The organism is Sphingobacterium sp. UGAL515B_05 (genome assembly GCF_033097525.1).
Taxonomy (GTDB): Bacteria; Bacteroidota; Bacteroidia; order Sphingobacteriales; family Sphingobacteriaceae; genus Sphingobacterium.
This window is the reverse complement of sequence record NZ_CP109907.1, coordinates 6,311,048-6,336,160: the sequence shown is the minus strand read 5'-3', so window position 1 is coordinate 6,336,160 and position 25,113 is coordinate 6,311,048. Positions and strand designations below refer to the sequence as shown.

General features: G+C 39.4%; 29 protein-coding genes and 1 tRNA gene. 24 read left to right on the top strand and 6 right to left on the bottom strand.

All coding sequences use genetic code 11. The features are described 5' to 3' along the window. The first annotated feature begins 528 nt into the window (after positions 1-528). The 6 genes from OK025_RS26575 to OK025_RS26550 are packed head-to-tail and all read left to right on the top strand — an operon-like array spanning position 529 to position 5,132. Entirely contained in the window at positions 529-921 is a 393-nt protein-coding gene (locus OK025_RS26575; RefSeq protein WP_317667757.1) for a VRR-NUC domain-containing protein, read from the top strand. Continuing rightward, positions 918-1,307, top strand: coding sequence for a hypothetical protein (locus tag OK025_RS26570; protein WP_317667756.1), 390 nt, complete (start codon positions 918-920; stop codon positions 1,305-1,307). The genes OK025_RS26575 and OK025_RS26570 overlap by 4 nt, the downstream gene beginning before the upstream one ends. Continuing rightward, positions 1,300-1,815 (top strand): hypothetical protein, encoded by a 516-nt coding sequence (locus tag OK025_RS26565; protein ID WP_317667755.1) that lies wholly within the window; start codon positions 1,300-1,302, stop codon positions 1,813-1,815. Before OK025_RS26570 ends, OK025_RS26565 begins: the two co-directional genes overlap by 8 nt. Position 1,816: 1 nt before the next feature. Next, positions 1,817-2,083 carry a hypothetical protein gene (locus OK025_RS26560; RefSeq protein ID WP_317667754.1) on the top strand — a complete coding sequence of 89 codons (267 nt, stop codon included), beginning with the start codon at positions 1,817-1,819 and terminating at the stop codon, positions 2,081-2,083. Continuing rightward, complete coding sequence (terL, locus tag OK025_RS26555; protein ID WP_317667753.1) at positions 2,080-3,597, top strand: phage terminase large subunit; 1,518 nt, start codon at positions 2,080-2,082, stop codon at positions 3,595-3,597. Before OK025_RS26560 ends, terL begins: the two co-directional genes overlap by 4 nt. Positions 3,598-3,626: 29 nt before the next feature. Beyond that, positions 3,627-5,132, top strand: a complete 1,506-nt coding sequence (locus OK025_RS26550; protein ID WP_317667752.1) for a phage portal protein — start codon at positions 3,627-3,629, stop codon at positions 5,130-5,132. On the opposite strand, the gene OK025_RS26545 is transcribed toward OK025_RS26550, so the two are convergent. Beyond that, the gene (locus OK025_RS26545) at positions 5,129-6,229 is read right to left on the bottom strand and encodes an adenylate/guanylate cyclase domain-containing protein (protein WP_317667751.1); all 1,101 of its coding nucleotides are present in this window, start codon (positions 6,227-6,229) and stop codon (positions 5,129-5,131) included. The genes OK025_RS26550 and OK025_RS26545 overlap by 4 nt on opposite strands. A gap of 328 nt (positions 6,230-6,557) precedes the next feature. Here OK025_RS26545 and OK025_RS26540 point away from each other — a divergent pair, with 328 nt between their 5' ends. Beyond that, on the top strand, positions 6,558-6,830 hold the full coding sequence (locus tag OK025_RS26540; RefSeq protein WP_317667750.1) for a hypothetical protein: 273 nt from the start codon (positions 6,558-6,560) through the stop codon (positions 6,828-6,830). 65 nt (positions 6,831-6,895) lie between these two features. Next, positions 6,896-6,970 (top strand) — tRNA-Ala (locus tag OK025_RS26535). A 436-nt stretch (positions 6,971-7,406) separates the two neighbouring features. On the opposite strand, the gene OK025_RS26530 is transcribed toward OK025_RS26535, so the two are convergent. Further along, complete coding sequence (locus tag OK025_RS26530) at positions 7,407-8,111, bottom strand: hypothetical protein (protein WP_317667749.1); 705 nt, start codon at positions 8,109-8,111, stop codon at positions 7,407-7,409. Positions 8,112-8,440: 329 nt separating this feature from the next. On the opposite strand from OK025_RS26530, the gene OK025_RS26525 reads away from it, so the two are divergent. Further along, positions 8,441-8,716: a hypothetical protein gene (locus OK025_RS26525; RefSeq protein ID WP_317667748.1), complete on the top strand. Its 276-nt coding sequence runs from the start codon at positions 8,441-8,443 to the stop codon at positions 8,714-8,716. 81 nt (positions 8,717-8,797) lie between these two features. Then, entirely contained in the window at positions 8,798-9,667 is an 870-nt protein-coding gene (locus tag OK025_RS26520) for a hypothetical protein (protein ID WP_317667747.1), read from the top strand. Between the two features lie 29 nt (positions 9,668-9,696). On the opposite strand, the gene OK025_RS26515 is transcribed toward OK025_RS26520, so the two are convergent. The 4 genes from OK025_RS26515 to OK025_RS26500 all read right to left on the bottom strand — a co-directional run bounded on the left by OK025_RS26515 (position 9,697) and on the right by OK025_RS26500 (position 11,901). Continuing rightward, positions 9,697-10,584, bottom strand: a complete 888-nt coding sequence (locus tag OK025_RS26515; protein WP_317667746.1) for a KilA-N domain-containing protein — start codon at positions 10,582-10,584, stop codon at positions 9,697-9,699. Between the two features lie 141 nt (positions 10,585-10,725). Then, positions 10,726-10,983: a hypothetical protein gene (locus OK025_RS26510; RefSeq protein ID WP_317667745.1), complete on the bottom strand. Its 258-nt coding sequence runs from the start codon at positions 10,981-10,983 to the stop codon at positions 10,726-10,728. Then, positions 10,977-11,222, bottom strand: a complete 246-nt coding sequence (locus OK025_RS26505; RefSeq protein ID WP_317667744.1) for a hypothetical protein — start codon at positions 11,220-11,222, stop codon at positions 10,977-10,979. Before OK025_RS26505 ends, OK025_RS26510 begins: the two co-directional genes overlap by 7 nt. A 175-nt stretch (positions 11,223-11,397) precedes the next feature. Continuing rightward, positions 11,398-11,901 carry a hypothetical protein gene (locus OK025_RS26500; RefSeq protein ID WP_317667743.1) on the bottom strand — a complete coding sequence of 168 codons (504 nt, stop codon included), beginning with the start codon at positions 11,899-11,901 and terminating at the stop codon, positions 11,398-11,400. Between the two features lie 302 nt (positions 11,902-12,203). Between OK025_RS26500 and OK025_RS26495 the strand changes: the two genes are divergently transcribed. The 14 genes from OK025_RS26495 to OK025_RS26430 all read left to right on the top strand — a co-directional run bounded on the left by OK025_RS26495 (position 12,204) and on the right by OK025_RS26430 (position 25,084). Then, positions 12,204-12,866, top strand: coding sequence for a hypothetical protein (locus tag OK025_RS26495; RefSeq protein ID WP_317667742.1), 663 nt, complete (start codon positions 12,204-12,206; stop codon positions 12,864-12,866). Positions 12,867-12,871: 5 nt separating this feature from the next. Next, complete coding sequence (locus tag OK025_RS26490; RefSeq protein ID WP_317667741.1) at positions 12,872-13,282, top strand: hypothetical protein; 411 nt, start codon at positions 12,872-12,874, stop codon at positions 13,280-13,282. Beyond that, a complete protein-coding gene (locus OK025_RS26485) occupies positions 13,282-14,364 on the top strand; it encodes a hypothetical protein (protein WP_317667740.1) in 1,083 nt (360 codons plus the stop codon). The genes OK025_RS26490 and OK025_RS26485 overlap by 1 nt, the downstream gene beginning before the upstream one ends. Continuing rightward, complete coding sequence (locus OK025_RS26480; protein ID WP_317667739.1) at positions 14,364-14,750, top strand: hypothetical protein; 387 nt, start codon at positions 14,364-14,366, stop codon at positions 14,748-14,750. The genes OK025_RS26485 and OK025_RS26480 overlap by 1 nt, the downstream gene beginning before the upstream one ends. 19 nt (positions 14,751-14,769) lie before the next feature. Continuing rightward, positions 14,770-15,099, top strand: a complete 330-nt coding sequence (locus OK025_RS26475) for a DUF6706 family protein (protein ID WP_317667738.1) — start codon at positions 14,770-14,772, stop codon at positions 15,097-15,099. 20 nt (positions 15,100-15,119) lie between these two features. Next, complete coding sequence (locus OK025_RS26470; RefSeq protein WP_317667737.1) at positions 15,120-15,404, top strand: hypothetical protein; 285 nt, start codon at positions 15,120-15,122, stop codon at positions 15,402-15,404. A gap of 11 nt (positions 15,405-15,415) precedes the next feature. Continuing rightward, positions 15,416-15,871 (top strand): hypothetical protein, encoded by a 456-nt coding sequence (locus tag OK025_RS26465; RefSeq protein WP_317667736.1) that lies wholly within the window; start codon positions 15,416-15,418, stop codon positions 15,869-15,871. Further along, positions 15,868-16,302 (top strand): hypothetical protein, encoded by a 435-nt coding sequence (locus OK025_RS26460; RefSeq protein ID WP_317667735.1) that lies wholly within the window; start codon positions 15,868-15,870, stop codon positions 16,300-16,302. The genes OK025_RS26465 and OK025_RS26460 overlap by 4 nt, the downstream gene beginning before the upstream one ends. 86 nt (positions 16,303-16,388) lie before the next feature. Next, on the top strand, positions 16,389-16,934 hold the full coding sequence (locus OK025_RS26455) for a hypothetical protein (RefSeq protein WP_317667734.1): 546 nt from the start codon (positions 16,389-16,391) through the stop codon (positions 16,932-16,934). Positions 16,935-17,030: 96 nt separating this feature from the next. Beyond that, positions 17,031-17,513, top strand: a complete 483-nt coding sequence (locus OK025_RS26450) for a hypothetical protein (RefSeq protein ID WP_317667733.1) — start codon at positions 17,031-17,033, stop codon at positions 17,511-17,513. A gap of 260 nt (positions 17,514-17,773) precedes the next feature. Next, positions 17,774-21,580, top strand: coding sequence for a hypothetical protein (locus OK025_RS26445; protein ID WP_317667732.1), 3,807 nt, complete (start codon positions 17,774-17,776; stop codon positions 21,578-21,580). Continuing rightward, positions 21,580-22,008, top strand: a complete 429-nt coding sequence (locus OK025_RS26440) for a hypothetical protein (protein ID WP_317667731.1) — start codon at positions 21,580-21,582, stop codon at positions 22,006-22,008. Before OK025_RS26445 ends, OK025_RS26440 begins: the two co-directional genes overlap by 1 nt. After that, entirely contained in the window at positions 22,005-22,517 is a 513-nt protein-coding gene (locus tag OK025_RS26435; protein WP_317667730.1) for a hypothetical protein, read from the top strand. The genes OK025_RS26440 and OK025_RS26435 overlap by 4 nt, the downstream gene beginning before the upstream one ends. After that, positions 22,517-25,084 carry a phage tail protein gene (locus OK025_RS26430; RefSeq protein ID WP_317667729.1) on the top strand — a complete coding sequence of 856 codons (2,568 nt, stop codon included), beginning with the start codon at positions 22,517-22,519 and terminating at the stop codon, positions 25,082-25,084. Before OK025_RS26435 ends, OK025_RS26430 begins: the two co-directional genes overlap by 1 nt. Positions 25,085-25,113 lie beyond the last annotated feature (29 nt).

The following is a 25,113-nucleotide window of genomic DNA, read 5'->3' as shown; positions in this document are numbered from 1 at the left end:
GACACCACCAAAAAAAAGTTAAAATAGCCATTTCTTACAAAATATTACGCCATATTACAGGTTCTTACAGGTATATTACAAAACGTTTTGTAAGAAAAAACCCTCTCAATTCGCTCCAAACCTATCTTTTTACGTGTCTTACAAAATAATACCCTTTTTTTATTAAAAAAAACAATTATTAAAAATTGCTATATATATGTTATAACACGCAAACGTTTGCATAAAAACAAGATGTATATGTAAATGATATTCTATAGTAAAGATTCAAAAATAGGGGTGTATTTTGTAAGACGATAGGAAAACCCCTCTCACAGCTTCCATTCCGCGTTTTTCACTCTTTTCGTTTTGTAAGACGCCCTTTGCGTTTTGTAAGAAAAACCAAATTTCCACTGTTTTCCCTCCCTTCCTAATTTATTTTAACATATCATTTGTGTTATCTAATGTTATGTTGTATTTTTACTTTGTGTATGTTAATGGGGGCCGGATCAGTCAAGGGTGAAGGCTCCTATTTTTCTAAAGAAAAAAGTTATGAGTAGAATATCAACGAGTATCACCCAACCTTTGGATAAATCCGAAATTCAGATTCAAACTGAAATGTTTCAGTGGGCATGGAATACATATCCACATACACGTCGTTTGCTTTTCCATGTTCCTAATGGCGGCAATCGTTCTGCAAGAGAGGGAATGCAATTCAAAGCTTCAGGTGTTATTGCTGGTGTTCCTGATCTACTTTTTATTTGGAATGGTCAGACATACGGATTTGAGGTGAAAACACTGACAGGTACAGTAAGTAAAGTTCAATCCGATCTTCATTCTATTTGGGAAGCCAATGGAATTTCGGTGAAAGTAGTTAGGGAGTTGTGGGAGTTCCAAGTGCATTTCAAAGCTATCATCAATCCCGGAAAGGAGTTCGCAGCATGAGTAACCGCGCCGGAGATAACATTGCCAAATACCTTTCGTCACATCACCCAGATGTTTACCAAGAGGTAACAGATAAACTACAGTCGATTCCGTGTACACCTGAATTGGTAGAACGTGTGGTTAATCTATCCTATTTGAGGAGCGAGGAAGTTTGGAGAGTCAGACTGATAGCTACAACAGCAGTTCTTTTGCTTTGTTCACCTGAATCTATTCATGCTGATACAATGATCCGAAAAGGCGTTGCTTTGACTATTGCCGATATTCTCGGCGTAAGTAAACAAGCTATTGCAAAGAAGCTTGAGCAATGTAGGTTTTACTACACCAAAACAGTTTGGGCAAAAGATACAGTAAACGAAATTTTAGAGGAGGTTAGGGGAGATGAGTGAGAATAAAGGGAAAGGTGGTCGTCCAACAAAGTTTGACAAGAGGTTCAATGATGAAGCATATAAACTTTGTCTTCTTGGAGCTACTGACGACGAATTAGCAGACTTTTTTAAGGTAGATGTTGCTACAGTTAATAGATGGAAGAAAGATCATAAGGAGTTTTGCGAGTCCATAAAAAGGGGTAAAATGGATGCTGACGCAAATGTCGCAAACAGATTGTACCAAAGGGCTATGGGTTTTGAGCATGATGATGAAGAAATAAAAGTTGTGTCATTAGGTCAAGGTGAGGGTTCTGCTGTTGAACGCGTACCAGTAAGAAAAATTTATCCACCCGATCCAACAAGTGCTATATTTTGGTTAAAAAATCGTCAGCCTAAAAAATGGAGAGATAAAACCGAGATAGACCATACTACAAAAGGTGAGTCACTAAACGAAAAAGTATCGCCTGAGGAAGCACAACGATTATTGAAACAGCTTTCAGTTGGCAATTTTAACGTAGAGGAGGGTTAACATGAGCACATTATTAAGTCAATTCAAAAGTTTGTTTCGGGACTTCATTGAAAGCCTAAAAGATACTAGAGAAGAAAGAGCCGATAGAATTGCTAAAGAGGATCTATCATATGCATTCAGGCGTATAGCTCATCCTGTGACTTATGAAGATTTTGAGCACTTTCAAAAGCTCAATTTGAATCAAATGCATTACATATTACATCAATTGAAAAAAGGTTACCACTTGGATTATATCAAACAACATAGCATGTGGGAAATTGAAAAATGACACCAACAGCAGGATTCACAAAACGCGATATCATAGCCCTTTGGTGTAAGTCATCCATAATGAACTACACGAAGTACTTCTTCCAAAAGCAATATGGAAGGAGTTTTGTTGTTGGTGAGCATCATACTAAAATAGCCGCTGCGCTTGATGATGTCCTTATGGGCCGTCTTAAGCGGTTGATTATTAATATAGCCCCTAGATATGGAAAAACGGAGTTAGCAGTTAAGAACCTTATCTCCGCTGGTCTTGCGATCAATCCTGCTTCAAAATTCATTCACTTGAGCTACTCGGACGATCTTGCTTTGGATAATTCCGAAGCCGTAAAAGACTTGGTAACTAGTCCAGACTATCAGGCGCTATTTCCTGATGTGCAACTAAAACAAGGCGCGACGGCTAAAAATAAATGGTATACGACCCAAGGTGGTGGCGTTTATGCTCGTGCAGCTGGTGGTCAGGTTACAGGTTTTGGTGCTGGGCAGGTTGATATTGAACCAGGAGAAGCAGGCGATGCAGACGAGGAGGAATTCCAGTCCGCCTTAGACGAACTTACTGCCGACACTGGCGTAACCACCTTCGGCGGTGCATTGATCATTGATGACCCGATTAAGCCTGATGATGCGGATAGCGATGTTGTTCGCGGCCGTGTGAATAATCGTTTTGACTCAACAATTATCAACCGCGTAAACTCGCGTAATACGCCTATAATCATCATTATGCAGCGTTTGCATGAGGAAGATTTATGCGGTCACGTGCTGGCTAATTATCCAGGTGAATGGACTGTATTATCACTTCCTTGTATTATCGTTGAGGATGGACAGGATTTGAAGGATGGCCGAGCTTTGTGGGAGTTCAAGCATACTTTGGACGAACTTTTGAAAATGAACGATATCAACCCAATCAACTTTGGTAGGCAGTATATGCAGAATCCGCAGCCTAAAGAAGGGTTGATGTATAGGGAATTCAAAGAGTATCTGAATATTCCGCCTTATATCAAAGCATATCGCAAGGCATACGTCGATACCGCGGACACAGGTAAAGATTATTTATGTAGCATAGCGTATTTGGAAACCGATTTAGGATGCTTTGTTCTTGACGTGATCTATACTCAGGATCCAATGGAAATAACGGAACCAGACACTGCAAGGCAATTAGCAATGCATCAGGTGGAATATGCTTTGATTGAATCAAATAATGGCGGGCGTGGTTTTGCTCGAAATGTAGAGTCGCATTTGGTCACCCTGAAAGCCTTCAATTGTGCGGTAGAATGGTTCCATCAAGGGGAGAATAAGCATTCAAGGATCTTCACCAATTCTGCAAAAGTGAATATGATTATACACATGCCTGTTGGTTGGGATAAGTTGTGGCCCCAATTCTATAAGCATGTAACAACGTATAGCAAGAAAGGTAATAACGCTCACGATGATGCGCCTGATTGTTTGACAGGCGTTGTGGAGAATTTCGGAGTGAATAAGGAAAGCAATATTGACGACTCAATAATAGGAATGTTTGGCTAAGTACCGCGGTGTACAGTAAAGATAAAGTTATGGCAAAAGAAATTAAGGCGGCATCAGATGCCATTGATCCAAAGATAATTGAAGAACTAGGCAAGGAGTCAGCTCCTGCTTATGAGGTGAAGAAGGAAACCGACATCAAGGAGCATAATATCTATGATGAGCAGCTTAGGAAGCGGAAAGAGGTTAAGAAGAAGGTGATCGGAGCCGACGGTAAACCAGTCATGCAGGCGGATGGGAAAACACCAACGCTAACTTCAACGTATGTCGATCCTGCTCGTCTTCCTTTGGCTTTGCAGGAGATCATTGTCACTCGTAGGGTGGCTTTTATGAATTTGGGTAAGGCTCGATTATATGCGGAACCGGACGGCAACGACCAGGAGCGGGCGTTTAATCTATTGCAACGGTTGAGGGAAAATAATAAAGTAGGTTACAAGGAATCCGAGATTGCTAAGCTTTTAAACAAGGAATTGCAGGTTGCTAAATTATGGTATTCTAAGGTTACTGAGGACGCAAGCCACTGGGGAGGTCTGAGCAAGGTTTCTATTGACTTTAAGATGCAGATACTGTCTCCAAGCAAGGGTTACACACTTTTACCGGTATTCGATGCTACTGGTGATCTAACATACTTCGGTTTACAATACGATCGTCGTAAGTCATTGGAAGAATTGGCCGGAGAAACCAGTGGTGGCGACAAGACAGTGAAATGTTTTGACATTTACAGTGCTGACCGGGTATTGAAGTTTGAGCAGGGCGGATCCGGTGGAGGAGGTGAAGGTGGATGGACACTCGTTGACACGATTGATTTGCCATACAAAAAGCTTCCAATTATCTATTACTCGAAAGATACACCGATATGGGCCAACGTGCAGCCATTGATCGAAAGATTGGAAACGGTTATATCTAACTTTGCTGATACCAATGACTATCACGCATCGCCAACTTTAGTATTCAAGGGAGCAGCAGGAGCCGAAGCACAGGAAAAAGGAGAGAATGGTAAGGCTGTCTTACTGACTGGTGATAATGCCGATGCTAAGTACGTGACTTGGGATCAGTCTGTTGCTGCTGTTGAATTGGAAATCGACACGTTGGTTAACTTCATATACTCGCTTACCCAAACTCCAAATATCAGTTTTGAAGAAATGAAGGCTTTGGGTGATCTTTCGGGTGTTGCATTCGATCGGGTGTTTATTGATGCCCATTTGGCTGCTAGCAATGAGATTGATGGGGGATATGGCGAGCTTTTGCAGCGTAGTGTCAACTTGGAGAAGGCTTTACTCGCAAGTATGGACACTGGACTTACCGGGGCTTTGCAGGAACTGGCCGTTACGGTTGAAGTACCACGGTTCAAGCTAGACGATTTGGATGCCGATGTTGATTTGGCGATTAAAGCTAATAGCGGGGGACTGATATCAATAGAGACTGCCATGGGTATATCTGGGCTGGTAACTAACGTCCAGGATGAGATGGCGAAGATTAAGGCGGAGGGAGGAGCAGGGGAAGAAGGGACAGTTGTGAAGCTGAAAGGCGCTGGTTAGGCGCCTTTTTTATCTTTCATTTCTCTATGGATATCTTCAGGTTGTTGAGTTGGTGTTTTATCATCTTTAAACACATCCCAAGGGTAAGCTGTTTTATACTCATATTTATTACTATCAATTCTCACTTTAAAAGCTAATGCTACACCTTCATTTTTTATATGAATTTCACTTTCTTCAATATCCTTTATCATAGGATGATCCATATTAATTAATTGCTCATAAGGTTCTAAATTTAGTAAAGTGTCGCCAGCCTTAGCGCCTGAAAACCTACAAGCATAAACAACAGGTCTTCCCACTACAGTAAGTTCAGATGATGTATTCGCTATACTAACTGTTCCGCAATCAATACCCACACCTAATCCTACGTCTTTAATAAAAACAGTAAACTTATCACGACTACTTTTATAATGGTCGTCAAATATTGCATGACATTCTTCTGCCGCTATTAATGCTCTTAATACGGCTTCTTCTCCACTATAGAATTTTGGAAAGAATGCTAAAATCCCATCACCTGTAAATTTATCGAAAATACCGAAATTGTTTATTATAGCTTTTGATAACTTATCACTCAAACCAGTTATAAAATCAGAATATTCGGTAGGATTTTTTGCCTTTAGCATTAACTCTGTTGATCGTCTAATATCGATAGAAACAACTACAGCAAATGTTTCTTTACCGTGCTCAAATTGTGATCTAAATTCTTTAGAACTCAAGTATTTCGACACAGCTTCGCTATGAATTCTACTTATGATGTGAGAGCTCTTTTGTTTACTTTCTAATTCCTTATACACTCTTAGCAATTCTTTTTTATCACCTTGCTCCGCATGTAATTTGTCTCTTTCGCTTAAAAGTTGGCGTTTTAAGTTTAATATTTCTTCTTCAATATTAATTTTGGTTTCAGAGCTTGAGTCAAAAATTGATTCCCCTTCATTTCTATGAGTTTTTATCACTCGAATTTTTCCATCTTTTGTTACCATCCGATAGTATTCCAATGGAGTTATGTGATCGTGATCATGAATCGAAAGGCGTTCTGCTTCTGATAACATTCTAGCGTTGCCTTGTGAATTTAGATTTCTTTTTTTATCCTTTTCTTCCATGTTGGTTAATTTGGTTTAATGAACCCAATATAAAACTATAATTCCATTTTTCATAACCAAGTGAATAATTATGATTGAAAATAAAATGTTTAAAATGTTTAATAAATGTTTGTTTTGTTTAAAAATTGTATTATATTTGTTCAAGTGATTGGGGCAACGGTCACACAGTGGTAAGAGACTAGGGTCGTTATAAAAACTCTAACAAGAAATAAATCCCAATAGCGAGAAGCAAACGACACGTAGTCGGTTGGGGTGCCGAAAGGTTAAAAATTAAGACAGCTGGAAAGACAGCACAATAGTTCATTGTTTTATTAAAACCATTCAAGAAATGAAGAGATTTATTGCAATTGCATTAGTCGGAATGTTCTCTTTTTTAATGGTTGGCGCTGTGTACGCTTCATTCGATAAGAATAAGCCCATTGAGTTAAAGAAAGGTTCAGATAGTCCGCAAATGGTGGCTATCCTTGACGGTGTAACACCTTCTGTTGAACCTCAATACGGCAAAATGGTAACTGTATTATCAGAAGACGAAACACTATCTGGACATCAATCAGATATCACACCGAATGCCAACGGACCGCCTACAATCAGAATGTTATAGGTGAATAGAAAAAAGAGAAAATAGAAAAGCCAGTTTTACGGAATTGGCTTTTTTGAAAAAAAACGGGGGAATTAGCTCAGCCTGGCTAGAGCACCTGCCTTGCACGCAGGGGGTCAACGGTTCGAATCCGTTATTCTCCACAACCCTTACAGATAGCAGAGATGGTGCTAACCGTGTTGGGTTACATAGAACTGGAGACGGTTGACTTCATGGACAGGTAATAGAGATACGGACATGACCGGACGGGTATCACCTCGGCGACGATGTGTTTGCCAATGAGTGACAAATCGGAAAAACAATGGTTGGACTGTAAATCCATACCGAACGTTAGCACCTGACAGCCTGGAAAGACAGGCTTTGTTAAGCACTTTTCATAATTTAGGTTTATAATTGGTTGTACCGTGGGGTTGTCTCCCAAACACCTCACGGTTTTTTCAAATACGACCGATGTTGTGAAAATGAAATAGAAGTATTATTAAATCAATTATATGAAAGATCAAGGATTACGAATTGGAAACTACATTTCATTGAATGGCCATAAAATCGAATCACCTAATGTCTCTGAGAATAACCGATTTATTCTCCTCTAATATCTAATAACATACTATATAACTTCTCTATAGGGTAAACCTCGGCCTTATCATCCCATTCACTATCCTTGAAGAGAGGGCAACCGAGATTTACTATACAACCACCATTTAAAGATTCATTTTGCGGTAATCTCGCTATTACTCTATATTCCATTTGATAATCAAAGTCAGATTTCTTCTTGTGAAATTGAGTTAGATTCGATATATTCTCACCTGGCTTTAAATCATAGTATTTTACATATCCATATTCAGGTTGAGAAACTACATTGGTTAGATTAATTTCTCCAAGGGCTAAATTCAATTTTTCTAAAAAAAATTTTGAATCAAATATGGTAAAGAACTTATACCCAAATTCTCTCATTTTATCCGATATTTTAAAATTGAAATCGACTTTCGGCGCAAATCCATAAAGACTAAGGATATGTGAATGGCTTTCGCTGAAATTTACAATCGGTCCTTCATTTGTATATTCGATGGAAGAAGCTGATTCCAAAGGATCAAAAGTAGAAAGGTTTTCATCTATTTGATTATATATAACTCTTTCTAAGGTAGTTTTATAATCAGGTTTATCTTGACCTCTATAAAATCTAGATGAGCCAAATAGTATTTTTCCGTTATTTACTAAATCTCGTAGATGCTCCTCTCGACCAACTTTTATCAATATTGGTGGCAAATCGATAGTTTTGATCATTGTATCTCGTTTTAATATTTGATTATTTATTAGTACAAAAATACATAAGATAAATTTTGCAAAATCAAAAACTTTATCTGTAGAATTGTGATTTAGGGGAATATTAGTTGGCTATACAAATCCCCCAGCATCGTGTGATGTCTGGGGGATTTGTTTTCTTACGAATTCAGTGATTTGTAGTTATAAATATTATAAAATCAAAAGATTTTAAAAATAACTTTTTTCAACATTATTTGTTGAAAAATTACAGTAAATCAGTTTGCTAAAAATTTTTAGCATGATAATTTTCTTAGTATGTTTGACTAAATAATTTATTAAAACATACACAGATGGAAAAATTGAACATTAATTTCAATGCCGAGCCATTGTTCTGGCAATTGACAAAAAACGAAGGTGCTACCATTGCATTAGCTAAAGCACAACTTTCAGAAAACGAATTTAAAATATTCTTAATCGAATCTGAGATACAACAGCTTTATTCAATGTTAGATTTAATTGACATTTTTGGGCAGATGTTTACTGAGAAAGAAACACTTTCACAGAGTGCAAACCGAAAGATAATAGAATTGAAGAAAGAAAGAGATGATTTAAAAAAGTCGGCCTAACTACTTTTTACAAGCCCTCCACCAGAGGGCTTTTTTCTTTCTCCAATCTTTTCCTTAAGTTTGTGTTAACATACACATATTATGAAAAGATTTTTTCCATTTATATTAGCTGCTTCCTTGGCTGTTACCGGCTGTAGTAAGAGTGATTCTCCTAGTCCGGAGCCCAAAACGGAACAAGAAACAAAATCAGATGTTATTCGTGATAAATTTAAATGGGTACTCCCAGAACTTAGGGATTACACTATCATTAATGAGGGTATTACGAAGGACAAAAAATACAAGGTTGTTGTAGGTAGCAATGAAACAGATTTGGTTATAGCTTATATCGATGACATTGGTAAAGTTGCCGCTAAGGGTTACAAGAAACTTTCTATTGACCTGAAAGGTAAAGTTGGGTCTATTGATTTTGCTCCTGATAATCAAATTAAGCAAGGTGACGCTGCTATTATTGCTTTCAAAACAGTAGGTGGCTCCAAGCTATTATCTTACGGGGTTGTGTATCCTCATAATACTTCCATTAATGTAATTGAGTCTAAAGTTACGGACGATAATAATGCTTATCTATTATCTCTAACATTTACAAATAAGACAGTTTGGTTTTTAAGTAACGGTAAGGTGAATATGTTTGTGAGAGCCAACGGAGAAAAGGTGCTAGAATCTGGTGATACCTCGGTATTGTTAGAACGGAGCGCATTGGCTATCTTTTATTTTGAAGAAAACAGGATGATACTTATTAAAAATGAGCTTGGTGGGTTTAAAGTATCTTGCCATCCATTAACAAGCGCATCTGGTAACTTTGTGCCCTTTTGGGAAAAAAGCATAAAAAGAAATGGTGATATTAATAAGGATAATATCGTAATTACTGATGAGCCTGATAATATCGTTGTTACATTAACAGATGATACCTCAGTTTATAAATTCAAAAAATCAAACGGCGAATTGGTGGAATAATAGCCCCAATATTTGGGGCCATTACTGTTTTACTTCTCGAAGATCCTACAACGGACAGAGCCAGTTTGAGTAAGATATACAACTTTATGAGGGATGAACCTAATATTGCAGTGTATACAATATCGTTTTATAGCTCTAATGTACATTTTGACACCCAGCCCCTTTGGTCTATATTTGCTATTGAATTCGGCAACCGGGATTGTCCCTTGATTAAGCCACTCGTCGATATTATTTACAATGTTGTCATATATATACTGCTCGTAGGTGATAATGAATGATTCTTGCCAAGTAAGTTTTTGTTGCTGTATCGGAGGAGTATCAATAGTTTTTGGCACTTCCAGTTGGTAGCCGGTATTCGCGTGGGTTTTATTTAATAGTTCTTTTATAGTCTCTAATTTGACGGTTTTACGGTCTATCTGTTGTCTGTCATACTCTAACTCGCTTTCAAGATGTGCAATTTCAGAATGTAGATCGATAGATCCTTGAGCGATGGATACTCCATTTAAAAGTAATTCCTTTATCCTATCGTTACACCATAATTTAAAATCAATAGATAACCATTGAGCGTATTCTAAGGCTACATCCTCATGCATCCATGTCCCTTGTTTGACTTGCCCAGGAATACCTCCTTTCACAACAATTAGTAATGTCGGGTATATTTTTGCTAACTCGCTGGTATTTAACGAAGTCGGTTTTTGGCACTTCGCTTCTATTCCTTTGTGTTTAGCCAAAGCGTATATGTATTCATGAGTGCTTGGGTTTTCAAACCAGTGTTTAGGCTCCTTGTTTGGAAAAGGTTTGGCCATTTCATTTGCATTTATATAAGTTACGCCATCATTCGTTTTAAACGTAACAGCATTCCCATTATAAGAGAATATGCTTGGCATATCTGCCGAATTTCTTTCGTGTATATTCATAATTTAATTCCTTAACAATTCAAATATATTAAACATTTTATAAACAATTCAAACGTTGTATAAACTTTGTTTAAAATGTTTATTTAATATCTCCCTATTACCACCTGTAAAGGCAGTTTGCATAATGTATGGGGACTTTTTCTACTTCAACTTGCTATGCAATTTAGATACAAAAGCCGAGTTCAACGCAAGTTTATACAGCAGCTGAACTGCTTCACCGATTTGATTACTGTTGCCGTGATTGGTAGATTCCAGTAAGGCCGATATCACCTCATTAGCCGGATCCGACGCCATTTCCTCATTGAACCATTGGATAGTGAAAAGAAGGTCTTTCAGTTGGGATAATTCCTCTGATGTGAGGATTGCAGGGGTGGTTGGCATGGTTTCTGAATTTAACATGACAAACCTCCTTTCATTTCCTGAAGGTAAGCGGGTGAAGCAATACCACATACTGCAGCTACCCAGATTTCGTCGGTGTAACGTTCGCCCACACTTTCGTAGATGTCAACGGCGATCCGTAGGGAGACATTGTAAATAGTTTGAATTTCTTGGATTTGATCAACTGGCACAGATGGTGCAGTCATGAAAGCTACTATGTTGGATGGTAGCTGATGGGTTTTGATTTCCTTGGTTCGCATAATTTGGAAATATTAAATAAGCGCATAGGTCACCGCGAACCAAGACGTGAAACGTTGATTTCCGGACTTACACCGGTATGCCTATGCTTTATTGTTAATAAATTAAATTCAGTGGACTTGCTCCACATCTTGATTCGCATTTCAAAAATGCAAAACATATTTTAAAAATCAAAATTTATTTGTTTTTTACAAATAGCGAATCTACTTTAACTCGATATTTACCTAAATCGTATTCCCCACGAGATAGTCCTTCGGGAGCATATAGATTTTTTAATATTTTACCCTTTATATAATATTGTCTATCATTATTAATTACATTAGCCATTGAATCAGTTATCATCAATGATAACGACATATTTAATGTCCCGCTTTCGTAAATTGCTCCAAGCCTACCCAGCCCATACTTAATTGTTTCCCCTTTTTCATCTGCCTTTCCAACTTCATAAATTTGTACTGGAATCCCTTCTAAAACCTTATCATTTACAAACCAGCTATTAACACTATCAATGAATATTTTACTGATGCTATCACGAACCAAATCATTATTATCCCAATTTGGATAAATTGCATTAAAATTCTGAATCTTCTCCACCAAAAACGGCTTTTTCTCTATCGGTTTTTCGTTGCAGGAGTAAAGAAATCCAGTTATAATACAGCTTAATATAAAATACTTTTTCATAATCGATTTTGCTTTAAAACCAAAGATAAAAAATACATTCAAAGAACGTCGAACCAAAAGCGCGAAACCATTCCCCAAATATAACAAACTTTTTAAACAAACCAAACATTTATGATATGTTGTGTTATGTTTTCATATCCGAGCACTTCCCGCACCTACCAAACTCCATGTTGTCAAACTACCCAAAGACAACTACGACTATTTCCCTTCACCACTTCCGTAAGCGATATTTGTCTATATCGGGTTCTAACTATTTAGAAAGGCCATTCGATATGGGTAGACACTGGTAAAAACAAAGACAAATGGATATCAAAAAAGCAATTAGAGCATTACTTCAAACTAAGTTTGGGGGCGCTCAACTTTCATCAGCTCGTGTAGATGAGTTGGCAAAACGATTTGAAGGTAAAGTTACAACAGAAGAGGAATTGGAAGCAAAGATGGGAGCGATCAATGAATACTTGCCATTTACAGATTTGGCTAAGGATGATGATCGTGCAAGGAGCGTACAAGCGGAATTGGATAAATTAAAAACACCAACTCCAGCACCACAACCTACGCCACCTGAACCAACACCTGTTCCAGCTCCTGCGGCAAGCGAAGAAGTGCCTTCATGGGCCAAGGCTATTATTGATGGTAATAAAACGTTGACAGAAACTGTTCAAGCGTTGAAAAGCGAAAAGATTGTTACAGATCGCCAATCGCTCATCTTGGGCAAGTTGGCTAATGCTGATAAGGATTATAGCGCAAAAGTATTACGCGATTTCAGTCGTATGAGCTTTGCTACTGATGAGGACTTCACTACTTATCTAACTGATGTTGAAACCGACTTTGCTAACCATACGCAAACGCAAGCTGAAAGTAAATTGGGGAAAGATAGTCCATTTTCAAGTGTAGGTAAAGATGGCAAAGTCGCTGAAGCTTCACAGGCTGAGGTAGACAAGCTATTTGGAGACATTAAAATTTAAAACAAATGGCAGTTCAAGCAAACTTAGTGGACGAACAGATTAACGTAGATACCTCGAAGGACAGCATTGTTATTATTCATAATCAATATTGTATTCCTGGAGGTAAAACATTAGACGTTACTGGATTCGCTCCTGATGTGATTAATGCTGGTCACATCTTAATTAAAGAAACAGCTACAGGTAATTATAAACCGATGCCTTTGAATGCTGGCGCAACGGCTTATTCTGCTTTACCGGCAGACCATGAGTATGCAGGTGTTTTAGTCGCTACGATCCTTAAAAAACGTCCGTTCGCTGGTGTTATGATCGAAGGATATGTAAACGAAGTGGCTTCGCCATTCCCGGTAGCTACAATCAAAGCAGCGTTTCTTACGGCATTAAACAACGAGGTTAAATTTAGATCAGATTTGGCATAATGGCAGAGCAAACACAATTTATTAAATACATTCAGAAGTACTTTACAGGGTTTATTGCTTCTGTTTACAAAACCATCAATGGTGAGAAAAATGCGCCAAAGTATCTGTACAAACAGATGTTGACGCCAAAACCTTCCGTCGATGGGAAATGGACATCATTGTTGGCAGATAACCAAAACGTTGCTGCTGATGTTGTAGCAATGGATTCCCCATTACCATTGAAATTACGTCCATCAATGGGATCTGTTTCCGGAGATATTCCGAAGCTTGGTATGGAGTTGAAAATGAACGAGAATCAACTCGACCAAGTTGATACAATGCTTGCTAAGAATGCGGATATCAAGGATATTGTCACGGAGATTTTTGATGACACTAAACGTTGTATTGTCGGGGTGGAAGAACAAAAGGAGTATTTATTCCTCCGTGGTTTTTCAAGCGGTATTGCGTTGACAGATAATGATAATGCAGGTACTGGTGTACGTGTGAATTACGGATACATCAACCAAGCTGGCGTGCCGGTTGTTTGGTCGAATGCAAATTTAGCTACAATGACCCCTGTAGCGGATTTACAGAGGGAGATTGACAAAGCTGACGCATTAGGAATCACAATTAGTTACATTACCATTGATAAGACTTCTTTAGATATCGCTCGCCGATGCAATGAGGTTAAGGATTTGTACGCTGTGGCTAATGGAAATTTTAGTGACACTAAGCCATCACCATCAAATAAAAACTTCCCTTCATTTTTGGAAGAAGAGTTGGGAGTGAAGTTGATCGTTGTAAATCGCTCAATTAAGTTTGAAAAAGATGGAGTGAAGAAAACAGTGAAAGCCTGGGACGAAGGTAAAGCTATTTTACACCCAGACTTAGTTGTAGGGCAGTTGGTATGGAAAAAGCCTGTTGAAGCAGATCACCAATCTAAAGCAGTTGAGTACCGCCAAGGTGAACACGGAGCTTTACTTTCGAAATACGTTACACACAAACCTTTCGGAGAGTTTACTGATATCCAGGCGCGCAACGTTCCTGTCATTAACAACGTAAACGAGATTTTCCAATTGGACACTAAAACTGTACAAGCATAATGGCAGATCAAGAAAATAAAGCAGGGGTACAATCCGGTGCTTCTTCAACTGATCCACAAGGTGGGCCGAAGTTGGTTAAACATATCGTCACGGAATCGGATCTAAAACACAACCCTGACCTTGAAAAACGAGGTATTAAAGTTGGCGATGAGGTAGAGATTCCAGAAGATGCTAAAGCCAAAGCTGACGAACGTGCGCAGAAGGATGCTGCAGCTTTTAAGGGAAAAGGCGAAACCAAACCAGTAAAGAAAAAATACACTGTCATCGCTCCATTTGCCGATAAAGATAATTTCAGCCAGAAATGGGTTGAAGGTGATGATGTGTCTCATTTTCCTCAGGATCGTTTGGATTTGTGTGTTGAACGTGGTTTGGTAAAGAAAGGGTAATTACCCGTATTTAGATAATATGGCAAGTGTAAAGGAAGTCTTAGTGTCATCGATGGGGTTTAAGTTCCCTGATGCAACGGTTGAAATGATGTTGGCGGAAAATGGGTTGGATCCTGTAGCGGAACGTGAGCCCCAAAATCAAGATCAGACTAAAGCATTGGATCTTTCCCGGGCAGGGTTGATTGATTTCCTTTTAACACGGCCTAAATCTGTCAAGGAATTGGATTACCAACTAACCCAGCAGGATGCTACAGCGTTGGAAGCTTTACGGCTCAGGTTGTTGCTCCGTTGGGGGATTGATGAAACGCCAGTTACATCGGGTTTTGTTGACCTTTCAAATACTCACTAAACAAGAAAGAGGGGAAAAGTATGAATTTCGAAGGACAATATCCTGATATATTAGTGAGAGAAGGTGAAACCAAGGAGCAGGGGCTGCCTTGTCGATTTGTACCTTCTAAAGGAACCGGATTGAAAAAGGTAAAAGATGGTGTTGAAGTCGATGTTTCGTATGTTATAGCATTTCCAGAGGACACCCCTCAATTATTGATTGGTGAACTGGTTACTGCATATGACGACAGGGGTAATGTGATAGTTTGGCAAGAACCCATTGCTTTATTTCATCATGGAAGTTTTCATTGCAAAGGATATGTATAGCGCCTTGAAGTATGTTTAGACTCGAATTAGATATGACCCCAGCGGAAATAGACGCTATTGTTGATGAGGAGTTCAGAAGAGTGGAAGCGGAAACTCTTGAACAATTCAAAATGGTCTTAGCAGAAGCTTTGAAAATTCAACGTGCTACAATGAGGATGGGTGGAGGATATGACGATCAGACAGGGCAACTTCGTTCCAGTACAGGTGGGATAATCTTTAAAGATGGTAAAGTTCTATTTGAAGATTTTGAGCTAAGTCCATATGGAACTGACAAAGAGCCAGGATTAAAGGAAGGCAGAGAACTTGCTTACGCTCAATTAAGAACATCAAAGGGTTGGGGTATTATCGTTGTGGCTGGGAAAGAGTATGCAGGATGGGTTGAAGGGAGAGGTTTAACAGTTATTACGTTGGCACAAAATGAACTTGAAAAAGTGGTAGATAAAGCCTTTGAAAGGATAAGTGTATGAGGAAGACGATAAAGAGTGTGTTCGATGCAATGAATGATATTCAAGGCGTTCTTATTGTCGCTGGTATTCCCTCGATGATTACAGGTGAACTTCGGACAGCTCAGCGCCGTTTGGGATCAACCAAAGAGGACATCATCACCAACTCGTTGATATACGATGCTGAGCAAAAGCAATGGGGAATTTTCAACATAAACGTTCATGTTCCAAATCTTAAGAATCAAACCGCTGAAAATCCAACAGCAAAAGACAATACTCAACCTGACGTCACGCGGATGTATACCGTCGGTGCTGCGATTGTTGCTGCATTAGATGATTATCATGGTTTTGATTTTTCTCTTTCTCTGCGTAATCCGGGGGAATTGAAGGGATTTAACACGGATTGGTATTATAATATTCAAGTGAACTATAATTTCCTGCGGACGGATTATTAACACAGGCTACTAAAAAATAGAATATTAACTATCGGCGAGCAGCAGGGCAAAATGCTTCTCGTTGATCTCTAACAAAGAATTTATATATGGCACAATTTATTGTAAAAGGCGTTGAGTCAATTGAGTTTGCGCCAGTAAGTGCGGATGGGACTCTACCGGACACAGGTTGGGTTAAAGGGGAAAACATTGAGATGGGATCTGCGACATTGAACATCCCAGAAAAAACCTTGACCAAAGTAAAGGTTGAAGACAAGGCGGGTATTTTTGCAATTGTAGGGGAAGAAGGAGACGGAGCGAGTGTTACAGCAAAATTTTTGAATTTAGATCCAAAAATGGCTGATCTCGTACTCAAAGGAGATGCTGCTTCTACCGCCACGACCAAATTTGAAGCTCCTATTGATGGTGCCGCGCAAGTTAATCTTGCTGTTCGTGTTACAAGCAAACCTTGGAACGGATTCAAAATGGTTTTCGTTATCTTAAATGGCTCTGTAATTGGTAGGATTGAGAATGCAATGACCAAAGAGGGGGATGCTTTCGTTGCCTTGGGTTTTACTGCTGAAGCGCAAGCAGTTACAAATGCAACTGGGGTAGCGGTATCTCCATGGTATTACGAAAAAGTTGCTGTGGCATAACCACAGTCCACGTTTTTACCCCGAAAACCACTCTTGTGGAAAAGGTTGGCGAGTAGGGGTTATTTTTAACGGCAATTCGCCATTTACCTTTCCAAAATGCAAGAAATTACACAAAGAAAAATAGCGGAAACTATTACTGATACCGGTATATATTTAGGGTCGGTAAAGGTAAGCAAGTTTGGCATACTCGGGTCTATCTTAGGTTTCACCAAAGAAATTCGATTAGAGTTAAAAGGAATACCAATTGGTAAAGTACAATTGATCGCAGCAGAGTTAGATGAAATGTACGGCAAAGAGCAAATCGAAAATCTAAACCACTCTGATCAGATTACCAAGCTTATAAAGCACAACACCAATAAGCTTGCTAAAGTCATCGGATTAGCGACATCTCCTTACGACAAGATGCCATCCGAAAGCCTTCTCAGGGCTATATCATTTGAATTTACCTATGTTGAGTTAAACGAAATGGTTGAGAAGGTCTACGGGAGGTTAGACCTTGGGGCTTTTTTCGATATTATGGTTTTGCTAAAAAGCCTAAATCTAAGTCTTACCCAGGATCCGGAAGCTGCTGGTCAATAATAATTAACTCAGCTATTCTTTCCAAAGGATGGAGTGAATGGGATATTAAGTGGAGGATTAGTTACCAGAATCTTTTGTTATACAGCCTTGTGATGCCCACTTTAGAAGAAGATGGAGTACGAAACTTATCCAGTACAGAGAGCGAGGTAAAAGAAGGTGATATGTTTCAAATATTGAACGATTTAGGTTAACGTTGTCATTGCCTCATCGGACAACCACAAAGTCTTATCCCTACATATCACTTTTGTTATGTTTGCTTTATGGGTGATTTAAGGTATAAAGTAGTCATAGATGAGGATGAGGCAAGACGCAAAATTAGCGAATTGTTGAAAGGGAGTGGCGTATCTTCCAAAAATGATTTAGGTTTTAAGGATGCTCAAAAAAACGCCGATGAGCTTATATCTAAGATTGATGATTTAAAAAAGAGGTTAGATACCCTTGGGAAAATTCAGCTGAATTTAAAGTCGAAAACACCCATATCAGAAAATGACCTTAACGCCATACAGACCGCACTGAGTAATTTAAGTTTACTCAGTGATGCGTCTGTATCTTTGGCAACCAGATATACAACCTTAAGAAAAGAGTCAGACTCTCTAACGTCTGCTAAAAAAGCGTTAAATACCCAATTTGAGCAAGGTGAGATATCTATTGATCAATATAACAAGTCGCTTACGGCGGTTAACCAAAGTCAGAAGGCTGTTGCCGTTTCTCTTCAAGATCTTAATAGGGATATTAAACAAGCTGTTCAACTTGAAAATGTAGCTGCTGGTTCACTTCAAGAAGCAAGGATAAAATATAGCCAACTTACTGCAGAAATTATTCGTACCGGCGGTGCCATGGATGGCAGCAATCCTGCTGTCAATAAGATGATTGAACGTCATCAAGCCCTGAGGCAAGAGATAGAGAACGTGGAGCACCGCCTTGGAGATTTTAGAAGAGGCGTTGGTAACTATGCAAGAGGGTGGAACGGTATTCAAAATAGCATCAACCAACTGACTCGCGAACTTCCTGCATTTACCTATTCTATTCAAACGGGGTTCATGGCGATTTCCAACAACCTTCCTGTTCTTGCGGACGAGATAAAAAAAATCAGAATTGAAAATGAAGAACTAAATGCATCTGGTAAAAAAGGTGTTCCTGTTTGGAAACAATTATTAGGGAGTTTATTGAGCTGGCAAACTGCAATGTCTCTTGGAATAACCTTACTTACTGTTTACGGTAAAGAGATTGGGGAATGGATTTCATCCTTGTTCAAGGGCAAGAAAGCTATAGACGCCTTAAAAGAGAGTCAAAAATCATTAAACGAAGGCTTAAAAAGTGCTGAATACAAAAAGGCTGTAACAGAGGTCAAAACGCTGGAACTTGCTGTTTCTTTAGCCAAAAAAGGTATTATCTCAAAGCAATCTGTTCTGCAAGAATATAATAAAACAATAGGTCAGGTAACAGGTCAAGTAAAAACGTTTGGACAGGTTGAGAATTTTTTAGCAGAAAACGCTGAAAATTATGTGAAAATGACCCTATATAAGGCTGCTGCCAACAAGGCGTTAGAGGAGTCAGCCAAGGCAGTTTATGAAGCTGAGATGGCAAAACTTAAATCCCCTGAAGAATCTCTTACTGGTTGGCAAAAATTCGTTGATGGATTGAATAGAATGCCGGGTCTATCTGGGCCAGGCGCTAGATATGATGTCAACAAGGCAGAATCTCAAGCTAAAAAAGATATGCTTAGGATGGGTAATGCAACTAGAAATGCAGTTATAGAAGAAGCTAAGAAGACGGAGATTACCCAAAATAAAATAGCTTCTGATTTCCTTAAGCAAGCACAAAAAAACGCCGTTAAAATGGGAGTAAACATTTTTGGTGATTCAAAAGGTAATGTAACCACCAAATCCTCTCCCCAAGAAAACCTCTACAAACAAATTCTCCATTCAAGAAATGGAGCTTATGAGAAACTCCTCCAAATTGACCGCGAGTACGCCAAAAAGAGACTGGATTCTGATCAGGCCGAAATTCAAGCCTTGAAAGACAAATTTGCTGAGGTTCGTAAAACTCTAGAGGAAGAAAATAAAAAAATAGTTGAGTTTAACAATAAAAATAAAGGGAAGAAAGGATTTACCCCAGTTGCGGCATTAAATGTTAGCGACGTTGATCCTATAGAACAGAGGGCTATTAATGATACGGTATACAAGCAACAGACGGCACACCTTCTTAAATCATATCAAGACGATTATTCAAACTATGCTAAATACGAGGATTTAAAGAGAGAGCATGGTGTTAGGGTAGCTAATGAGAGATATAGCGCTGAGTTGGATATCACTAAAACCTTTGGTCAAAAGATCGAGGAGGAAATGTCTAAGTTGTTGGAGACTGATCCTACCAAAATGGCCGATATTGAAAAAGAACGCCTGGCTGAGCTTACAAAGCTGCAGGCTGATTGGGAAAAGGATCAAACTGAAAGAAACCTCTCCCAATATTTAGACGCTATTAAGCTTTCTTCTACCTATAACGATCAACTACTTTCAGTTGAGAAAAAATATCAAGATGCTTTCTCAGCTTTGGGTGAAAATGCAAGTAAGGAAAGGAAGGCCCAATTGCACAAATCGTTGCAAGAAGAGAAAAGCGCAATATTGGTTGCACAATATGAACGTGAAGCCGATACGGAAAAAATGTTCTATAGACTTTCTATCCTTGGCAAAAAAGCTGCATTCGACGCAATAGCTCAGGCACGGAAAGTATTGTTGGAGATGCGGGGTAAAGGAATGTCTGACAAGGATTTTGAAAGAGATTCGTTTCAACTTGATAATGCAGAAGCTCAAGTAAACTTAGATAAATCCTGGATTGCATCCACAGGAGCTTTGAAAAAGTACAGAGAGCAAGTTCAATTATACGGTAAAGATTCCGATCAGGCCAAACAAGCGCAAAAAGATATGTTTACCGCATTGGCTTCGGATCTTAAAAATGCTCAACAAATTATTGGCGATGTAAATGGATTGTTAGGTTCCATTGGCGCTAGCGACAATTTACAAAACACAGTAAATCAAATTGGAAACCTTGTTGGAGGTATGGGAGAGTTAGCGGCTGGGATTGCCAGTGGAAACCCAATTTCAATCATCAGTGGATCCATCAAAACCCTAACCTCTGCACTCGACCTTTTCAATACTAAAGATAAGAAGCTTCAAAAACAGATAGATGCATACAAAACCCAACTGGACAGTCTTGGAAAAGCATACGATACTTTGCAGCGCAGAATTTCCAATAGTGTAGGTGAGAACTACTACAGTGACAGCGACAAGGCAATTGCCAATCTCAAGGAGCAACAACGGATCCTTTCGGAAATGGCTAAAGCCGAGGAAGACAAGAAAAGGACAGATAAGGAAAAAGTTCGGGGTTATTACGATGAAATTGATTCGATAAACAAGCAAATCGAGGATATCCAAAAATCAATTACAGAAAATTTAGTTCAAACTACTTTTAAGGATCTTTCTGCTTCTCTTGCGGATGCTTTAGTTACTGCATTCGAAGCTGGTGAAAGTGCCGTGGATTCCCTTGATGAAACCTTTGATAAATTCATCAAAAATGCTTTGGTAAACTCGCTCAAGTTGAAGATGATTGAACCAATAGTAAATGACATGGTGAACCAACTTGCTGACTACATGAAATCCAACAACAACACTTTGACGGGTTTCAATTTTTCGGTATGGAAAGATAAAATTGATGGTGCCGGCACTGAATTCACAAAGACATTGGAGGAGGCTTACAAACAGTTAGGGTTAAGCAAAGATGGCACTTCTACTGGAGGTGGGTTGAAAGGCTCGATTCAAAGAGAAGTTACCGAAGCAACACAAAGCGAAAACAATGGGCTTTTGCGTTCCCAAACAGAGTTGCTAAAAAGGTCATTTGATGAAAGCAAATCCCAAGGAATTACAATGGGTAAGCAATTGGCGGTTGCGCTAGATCAGTTGACCGCATTAAATGCAATTCAAGTAAACACAGGGGAAACAGTTAAACGCCTAGATACAGCGGTAAGTGAACTTAAATCAATCAACAAAAGTTTAGGAGGACGATTCTAATGTTTAGTCAAGAAATATATAATCTGGTTAAAAAGCACAAAGGATGTGTTTGGGGATTGCAAAGATTGACCGAAGCGCGATCTGCGTCCGATCTTATCCGCTTACTCAAATCTCCAAAAGGTGTGGAGTTTGCAATGGATGCTGATTTTCTTACACTGGAAGTGCTTCAAAAATATCGGAAAGAGTTGGAGTCGGAGGGGATTTACTTTGATGGAGTTCATACAGTAATCAATCCCCGATTTGTACTGATTCTCGGTGGCCAGGTAAACATCGAAGTGAATGGTTATGAAGTTAGCCAGATCTATACTAAACGCGGCGTAGTCAAATTGACTGCCGTCGAACATTCTTTTGTTACTGTGGAAATAAAGGAAGGTCAGCTGATTAAGGAAGTATTTGGTAATGCTAAAGTGAGGGAGTTTAAAAAATGAGTTTCGAGATAGAAAATAAAGTTGCAAGTACTGCTTTCGGGCTGTTTTTCCAGCGCGGCACATGGAGTGAATTACTAAAGTTACCGACTCCAAAAGAACGTGCATATCATGATTGGGCTGACGAGCATGGAAAGGACTATGATACAACATCACCGACTTACTTCCAGTCGATCCAATACAGTATCAAGTGCTATTTGAAATCTACCAGTCTCACCGATTTGCAAAATCAAAGAGACGCTCTATTGGAAATATTGGTCAAGCCCGAAGGTTTCAATTTGCGAGTGGATGCGTTGGGAAGATCTTTCGCACTTAGATACATTAGCTCTCCCGATTTGAATGTGATAAACCCTCGGAAGCAGATCGGCTATATGTATACAGATTTCACACTCGTATTGGAAAACAACTTCGCACCTGTAGGAGTCGATTTTTATTTGGCTGATGTGAACGGCTTGATTTTGTCATATCCCGACAAGCCGATCCAGTTCGAACAACAAAAACAACTATTCTAATGGAAGTTCAGGTAAAGAGAAACGGTGTTGATACGATCAAGCTTCCCTTGAATGCTGCCAAATACAGCAACAAGGTAATGGCTGAACATGGGCTATCATTTAGTTATGGTAATGTTGCTTCCTTGGGTTTGCGTGTGGGCGATACTTTTACGTACAAAGGCGAGGAATACACTTTGAACCAGGTTGAGGACTTCAAAAAGATGAGCCGATTCGTATCGTCGTTTGATTTTGTATTTGAAGGATCGCGTCATACTTTGGCTTATTTGTTTTTGGTCCATCTTGGAGCAAGGAAGTTTTCCTTTTCCGGTACCGCCGAGGAATGGTTACACTTATTCGTTGATTGCACCAACAGCAAGTCGTCTGGCTGGTCCGTGGGTGAATTTGAAGATCTAGGTCGTGTTACTGTTGAGTTTGATAGCACGTATATTCTCGATGCTCTTACCATGGTTGCCCAAGCTTTTAAGGCTGAATGGGGAATCAAAGGAAAGGTGATATCGTTAAAGAAAACCGTGGGCACTCCGCGCGCTTTAACCTTCGAGTACGGAAAGGGAAAAGGCTTGTATAGCCTTACCCGAAAAAGCTTGCAGGATAAAAAGATCGTTACTCGGGCATACGCGCGTGGAGGTGATAAGAATCTCCCTGAGGGTACTTTCAATTATTTTACTATTCCTGGTTACGTAGAGAAAAACACAGGTATATACGGTATCCGTGAAGGTGAGTTTATTGATGAAGAGATCTATCCTAGAAGAACAGGTACCGTAACGGCCGTAGCTCAAATAGATAAAAAGCTTTTCTCCATCTCTGATAGTTCTATTGATTTTGATCTCAATGGTCAAAAAATTGAAGGGGAAACAGCTTATATAGTTTTCAAATCGGGCCTGTTGGAAGGAAACCAATTCGAGATAACAAGTTACAATCACGCAAGCAAGACGATTCGGTTTAAGGCTAACGACGAAGGCAACGATAACTGGTTCCCAACTGAGACTGTACATGCTGAGGTAGGCGATAAATATACTTTGATTGGCATTCGCATGCCACAAAGTTATATTGATGCTGCAGCAGCTGAATTGACTACCAAACGTCAGGAATATTTGGACAGCAATAGCATCCCACGCGTGGTTTATGAGCTTGAAGTGGACTTTATCCATTTGGCTAGGCTCAACACCAATTTAGATGCAGGCGATATAATTCGCTTGAAGGATGCCGAAAAAGGTATTGATGCTGAAATACGTATCACAGAAGTAAGCTATCCAGCCATATATCCCGATGTTATCGAAAATGGAATGTCCTTCGATGCCGTCATCGGCAATGAAGTCACATATACTTTCCTTGAGAAGATGCAAAACGATATCAAGGAACAAAAAGAGGTGGTTACGCAATACAACAAACAATCTTGGGAACGTGATCGTCGGAACATCCAGGCATTGACAGAATTCCGTTCTAAAGTACTTGATCCTGACGGTAATCTTGAGAATGCCATGCAGCAGGCAATCGCTGGTTGGTTCGGTACGGAATCCATGTATTATGATTTGGATGATGTATTGATTACTACGAATGCCGGTGGTGATCCAAACAGCTTTGCCATGTCGGCCGGCCGTTTGATCCATAAGGTATTCAAAATTGAAGGACTTGGGAATATCTGGAATCTTACCGCTTTCTCGCAAACGGGACTAACGCCAACTCAGGGTTACTACCTAGCTGCCAAATGTAGCAAAACAGCGCTTACAGGTGAATGGGTTTTATCGCCTGAGCAAATTCCGACCAATGGTGAACCAGGATATTGGCATTTCAATTTTGGGTACCTGACGACGGTAATTGAAGGCGAACGGACATTCAACCCGACAAAGGGATTTACCCTTATCAGTGGAGGGCAAATTGAGACCGATGTTCTATCGGCGTATATGATAAATGCAAATCGACTGTTTGCTCAAGTGGTGACAGTTGGTTCAGACGGCTTTGTAAATGCTGGAATATCCGGCTTGGCGGATAACGGCAATCAGTCGCAAAGATTCTGGGCAGGGGCGACGGAAGAAGATAGAGCAAATGCTCCTTTCAGTGTGCTAAATGACGGATCAATGAAAGCCACTAAAGGCGAAATTGGTTCATTTACTATTACAGCTAGCGCGCTAAAGGTTGGAACAAACCCAAATGGCGGCTCTTGGGACATAAATAGCCAAACGGTTTATATGACGAAGGATTATTTCCTCATGCGGGATAATGGAGCTGTCGCAGGTGAGAGACGGGAATTTTCGTGGAATTTGTATAAAGACAATTTAGGTCAGCCACGAGCGGCGGCAGCAACAGTTTATAACACTATAAACACTGCATTGCCCGGCGGTATCGGACAGTATTTTAATGTTGGTTTGGAAATCGAAGCTGATGGAGGAAATGAAAATGTGGCCCTTCACATCCGTAAGGGTGATATATATGTCGGTAATAAAAAAGGCTTCACTGGGAAAATCACTCTAGCAAATACAGCATCTACGACAGTGTATTATCACTTTAATTATATCAATGGATTGGTGGTCGACTTTGTTCAAAATACAAGTCAAACCAACCCATTTTAATAGAATAATGAGCAACTAAAAAATAAAGA

Bases quoted from the DNA above. Each gene is read 5' to 3' on its own strand.
- OK025_RS26575 (WP_317667757.1), top strand. From the start codon at position 529: ATGAGTAGAATATCAACGAGTATCACCCAACCTTTGGATAAATCCGAA.
- OK025_RS26570 (WP_317667756.1), top strand. From the start codon at position 918: ATGAGTAACCGCGCCGGAGATAACATTGCCAAATACCTTTCGTCACAT.
- OK025_RS26565 (WP_317667755.1), top strand. From the start codon at position 1,300: ATGAGTGAGAATAAAGGGAAAGGTGGTCGTCCAACAAAGTTTGACAAG.
- OK025_RS26560 (WP_317667754.1), top strand. From the start codon at position 1,817: ATGAGCACATTATTAAGTCAATTCAAAAGTTTGTTTCGGGACTTCATT.
- terL (WP_317667753.1), top strand. From the start codon at position 2,080: ATGACACCAACAGCAGGATTCACAAAACGCGATATCATAGCCCTTTGG.
- OK025_RS26550 (WP_317667752.1), top strand. From the start codon at position 3,627: ATGGCAAAAGAAATTAAGGCGGCATCAGATGCCATTGATCCAAAGATA.
- OK025_RS26545 (WP_317667751.1), bottom strand. From the start codon at position 6,229: ATGGAAGAAAAGGATAAAAAAAGAAATCTAAATTCACAAGGCAACGCT.
- OK025_RS26540 (WP_317667750.1), top strand. From the start codon at position 6,558: ATGAAGAGATTTATTGCAATTGCATTAGTCGGAATGTTCTCTTTTTTA.
- OK025_RS26530 (WP_317667749.1), bottom strand. From the start codon at position 8,111: ATGATCAAAACTATCGATTTGCCACCAATATTGATAAAAGTTGGTCGA.
- OK025_RS26525 (WP_317667748.1), top strand. From the start codon at position 8,441: ATGGAAAAATTGAACATTAATTTCAATGCCGAGCCATTGTTCTGGCAA.
- OK025_RS26520 (WP_317667747.1), top strand. From the start codon at position 8,798: ATGAAAAGATTTTTTCCATTTATATTAGCTGCTTCCTTGGCTGTTACC.
- OK025_RS26515 (WP_317667746.1), bottom strand. From the start codon at position 10,584: ATGAATATACACGAAAGAAATTCGGCAGATATGCCAAGCATATTCTCT.
- OK025_RS26510 (WP_317667745.1), bottom strand. From the start codon at position 10,983: ATGTTAAATTCAGAAACCATGCCAACCACCCCTGCAATCCTCACATCA.
- OK025_RS26505 (WP_317667744.1), bottom strand. From the start codon at position 11,222: ATGCGAACCAAGGAAATCAAAACCCATCAGCTACCATCCAACATAGTA.
- OK025_RS26500 (WP_317667743.1), bottom strand. From the start codon at position 11,901: ATGAAAAAGTATTTTATATTAAGCTGTATTATAACTGGATTTCTTTAC.
- OK025_RS26495 (WP_317667742.1), top strand. From the start codon at position 12,204: ATGGATATCAAAAAAGCAATTAGAGCATTACTTCAAACTAAGTTTGGG.
- OK025_RS26490 (WP_317667741.1), top strand. From the start codon at position 12,872: ATGGCAGTTCAAGCAAACTTAGTGGACGAACAGATTAACGTAGATACC.
- OK025_RS26485 (WP_317667740.1), top strand. From the start codon at position 13,282: ATGGCAGAGCAAACACAATTTATTAAATACATTCAGAAGTACTTTACA.
- OK025_RS26480 (WP_317667739.1), top strand. From the start codon at position 14,364: ATGGCAGATCAAGAAAATAAAGCAGGGGTACAATCCGGTGCTTCTTCA.
- OK025_RS26475 (WP_317667738.1), top strand. From the start codon at position 14,770: ATGGCAAGTGTAAAGGAAGTCTTAGTGTCATCGATGGGGTTTAAGTTC.
- OK025_RS26470 (WP_317667737.1), top strand. From the start codon at position 15,120: ATGAATTTCGAAGGACAATATCCTGATATATTAGTGAGAGAAGGTGAA.
- OK025_RS26465 (WP_317667736.1), top strand. From the start codon at position 15,416: ATGTTTAGACTCGAATTAGATATGACCCCAGCGGAAATAGACGCTATT.
- OK025_RS26460 (WP_317667735.1), top strand. From the start codon at position 15,868: ATGAGGAAGACGATAAAGAGTGTGTTCGATGCAATGAATGATATTCAA.
- OK025_RS26455 (WP_317667734.1), top strand. From the start codon at position 16,389: ATGGCACAATTTATTGTAAAAGGCGTTGAGTCAATTGAGTTTGCGCCA.
- OK025_RS26450 (WP_317667733.1), top strand. From the start codon at position 17,031: ATGCAAGAAATTACACAAAGAAAAATAGCGGAAACTATTACTGATACC.
- OK025_RS26445 (WP_317667732.1), top strand. From the start codon at position 17,774: ATGGGTGATTTAAGGTATAAAGTAGTCATAGATGAGGATGAGGCAAGA.
- OK025_RS26440 (WP_317667731.1), top strand. From the start codon at position 21,580: ATGTTTAGTCAAGAAATATATAATCTGGTTAAAAAGCACAAAGGATGT.
- OK025_RS26435 (WP_317667730.1), top strand. From the start codon at position 22,005: ATGAGTTTCGAGATAGAAAATAAAGTTGCAAGTACTGCTTTCGGGCTG.
- OK025_RS26430 (WP_317667729.1), top strand. From the start codon at position 22,517: ATGGAAGTTCAGGTAAAGAGAAACGGTGTTGATACGATCAAGCTTCCC.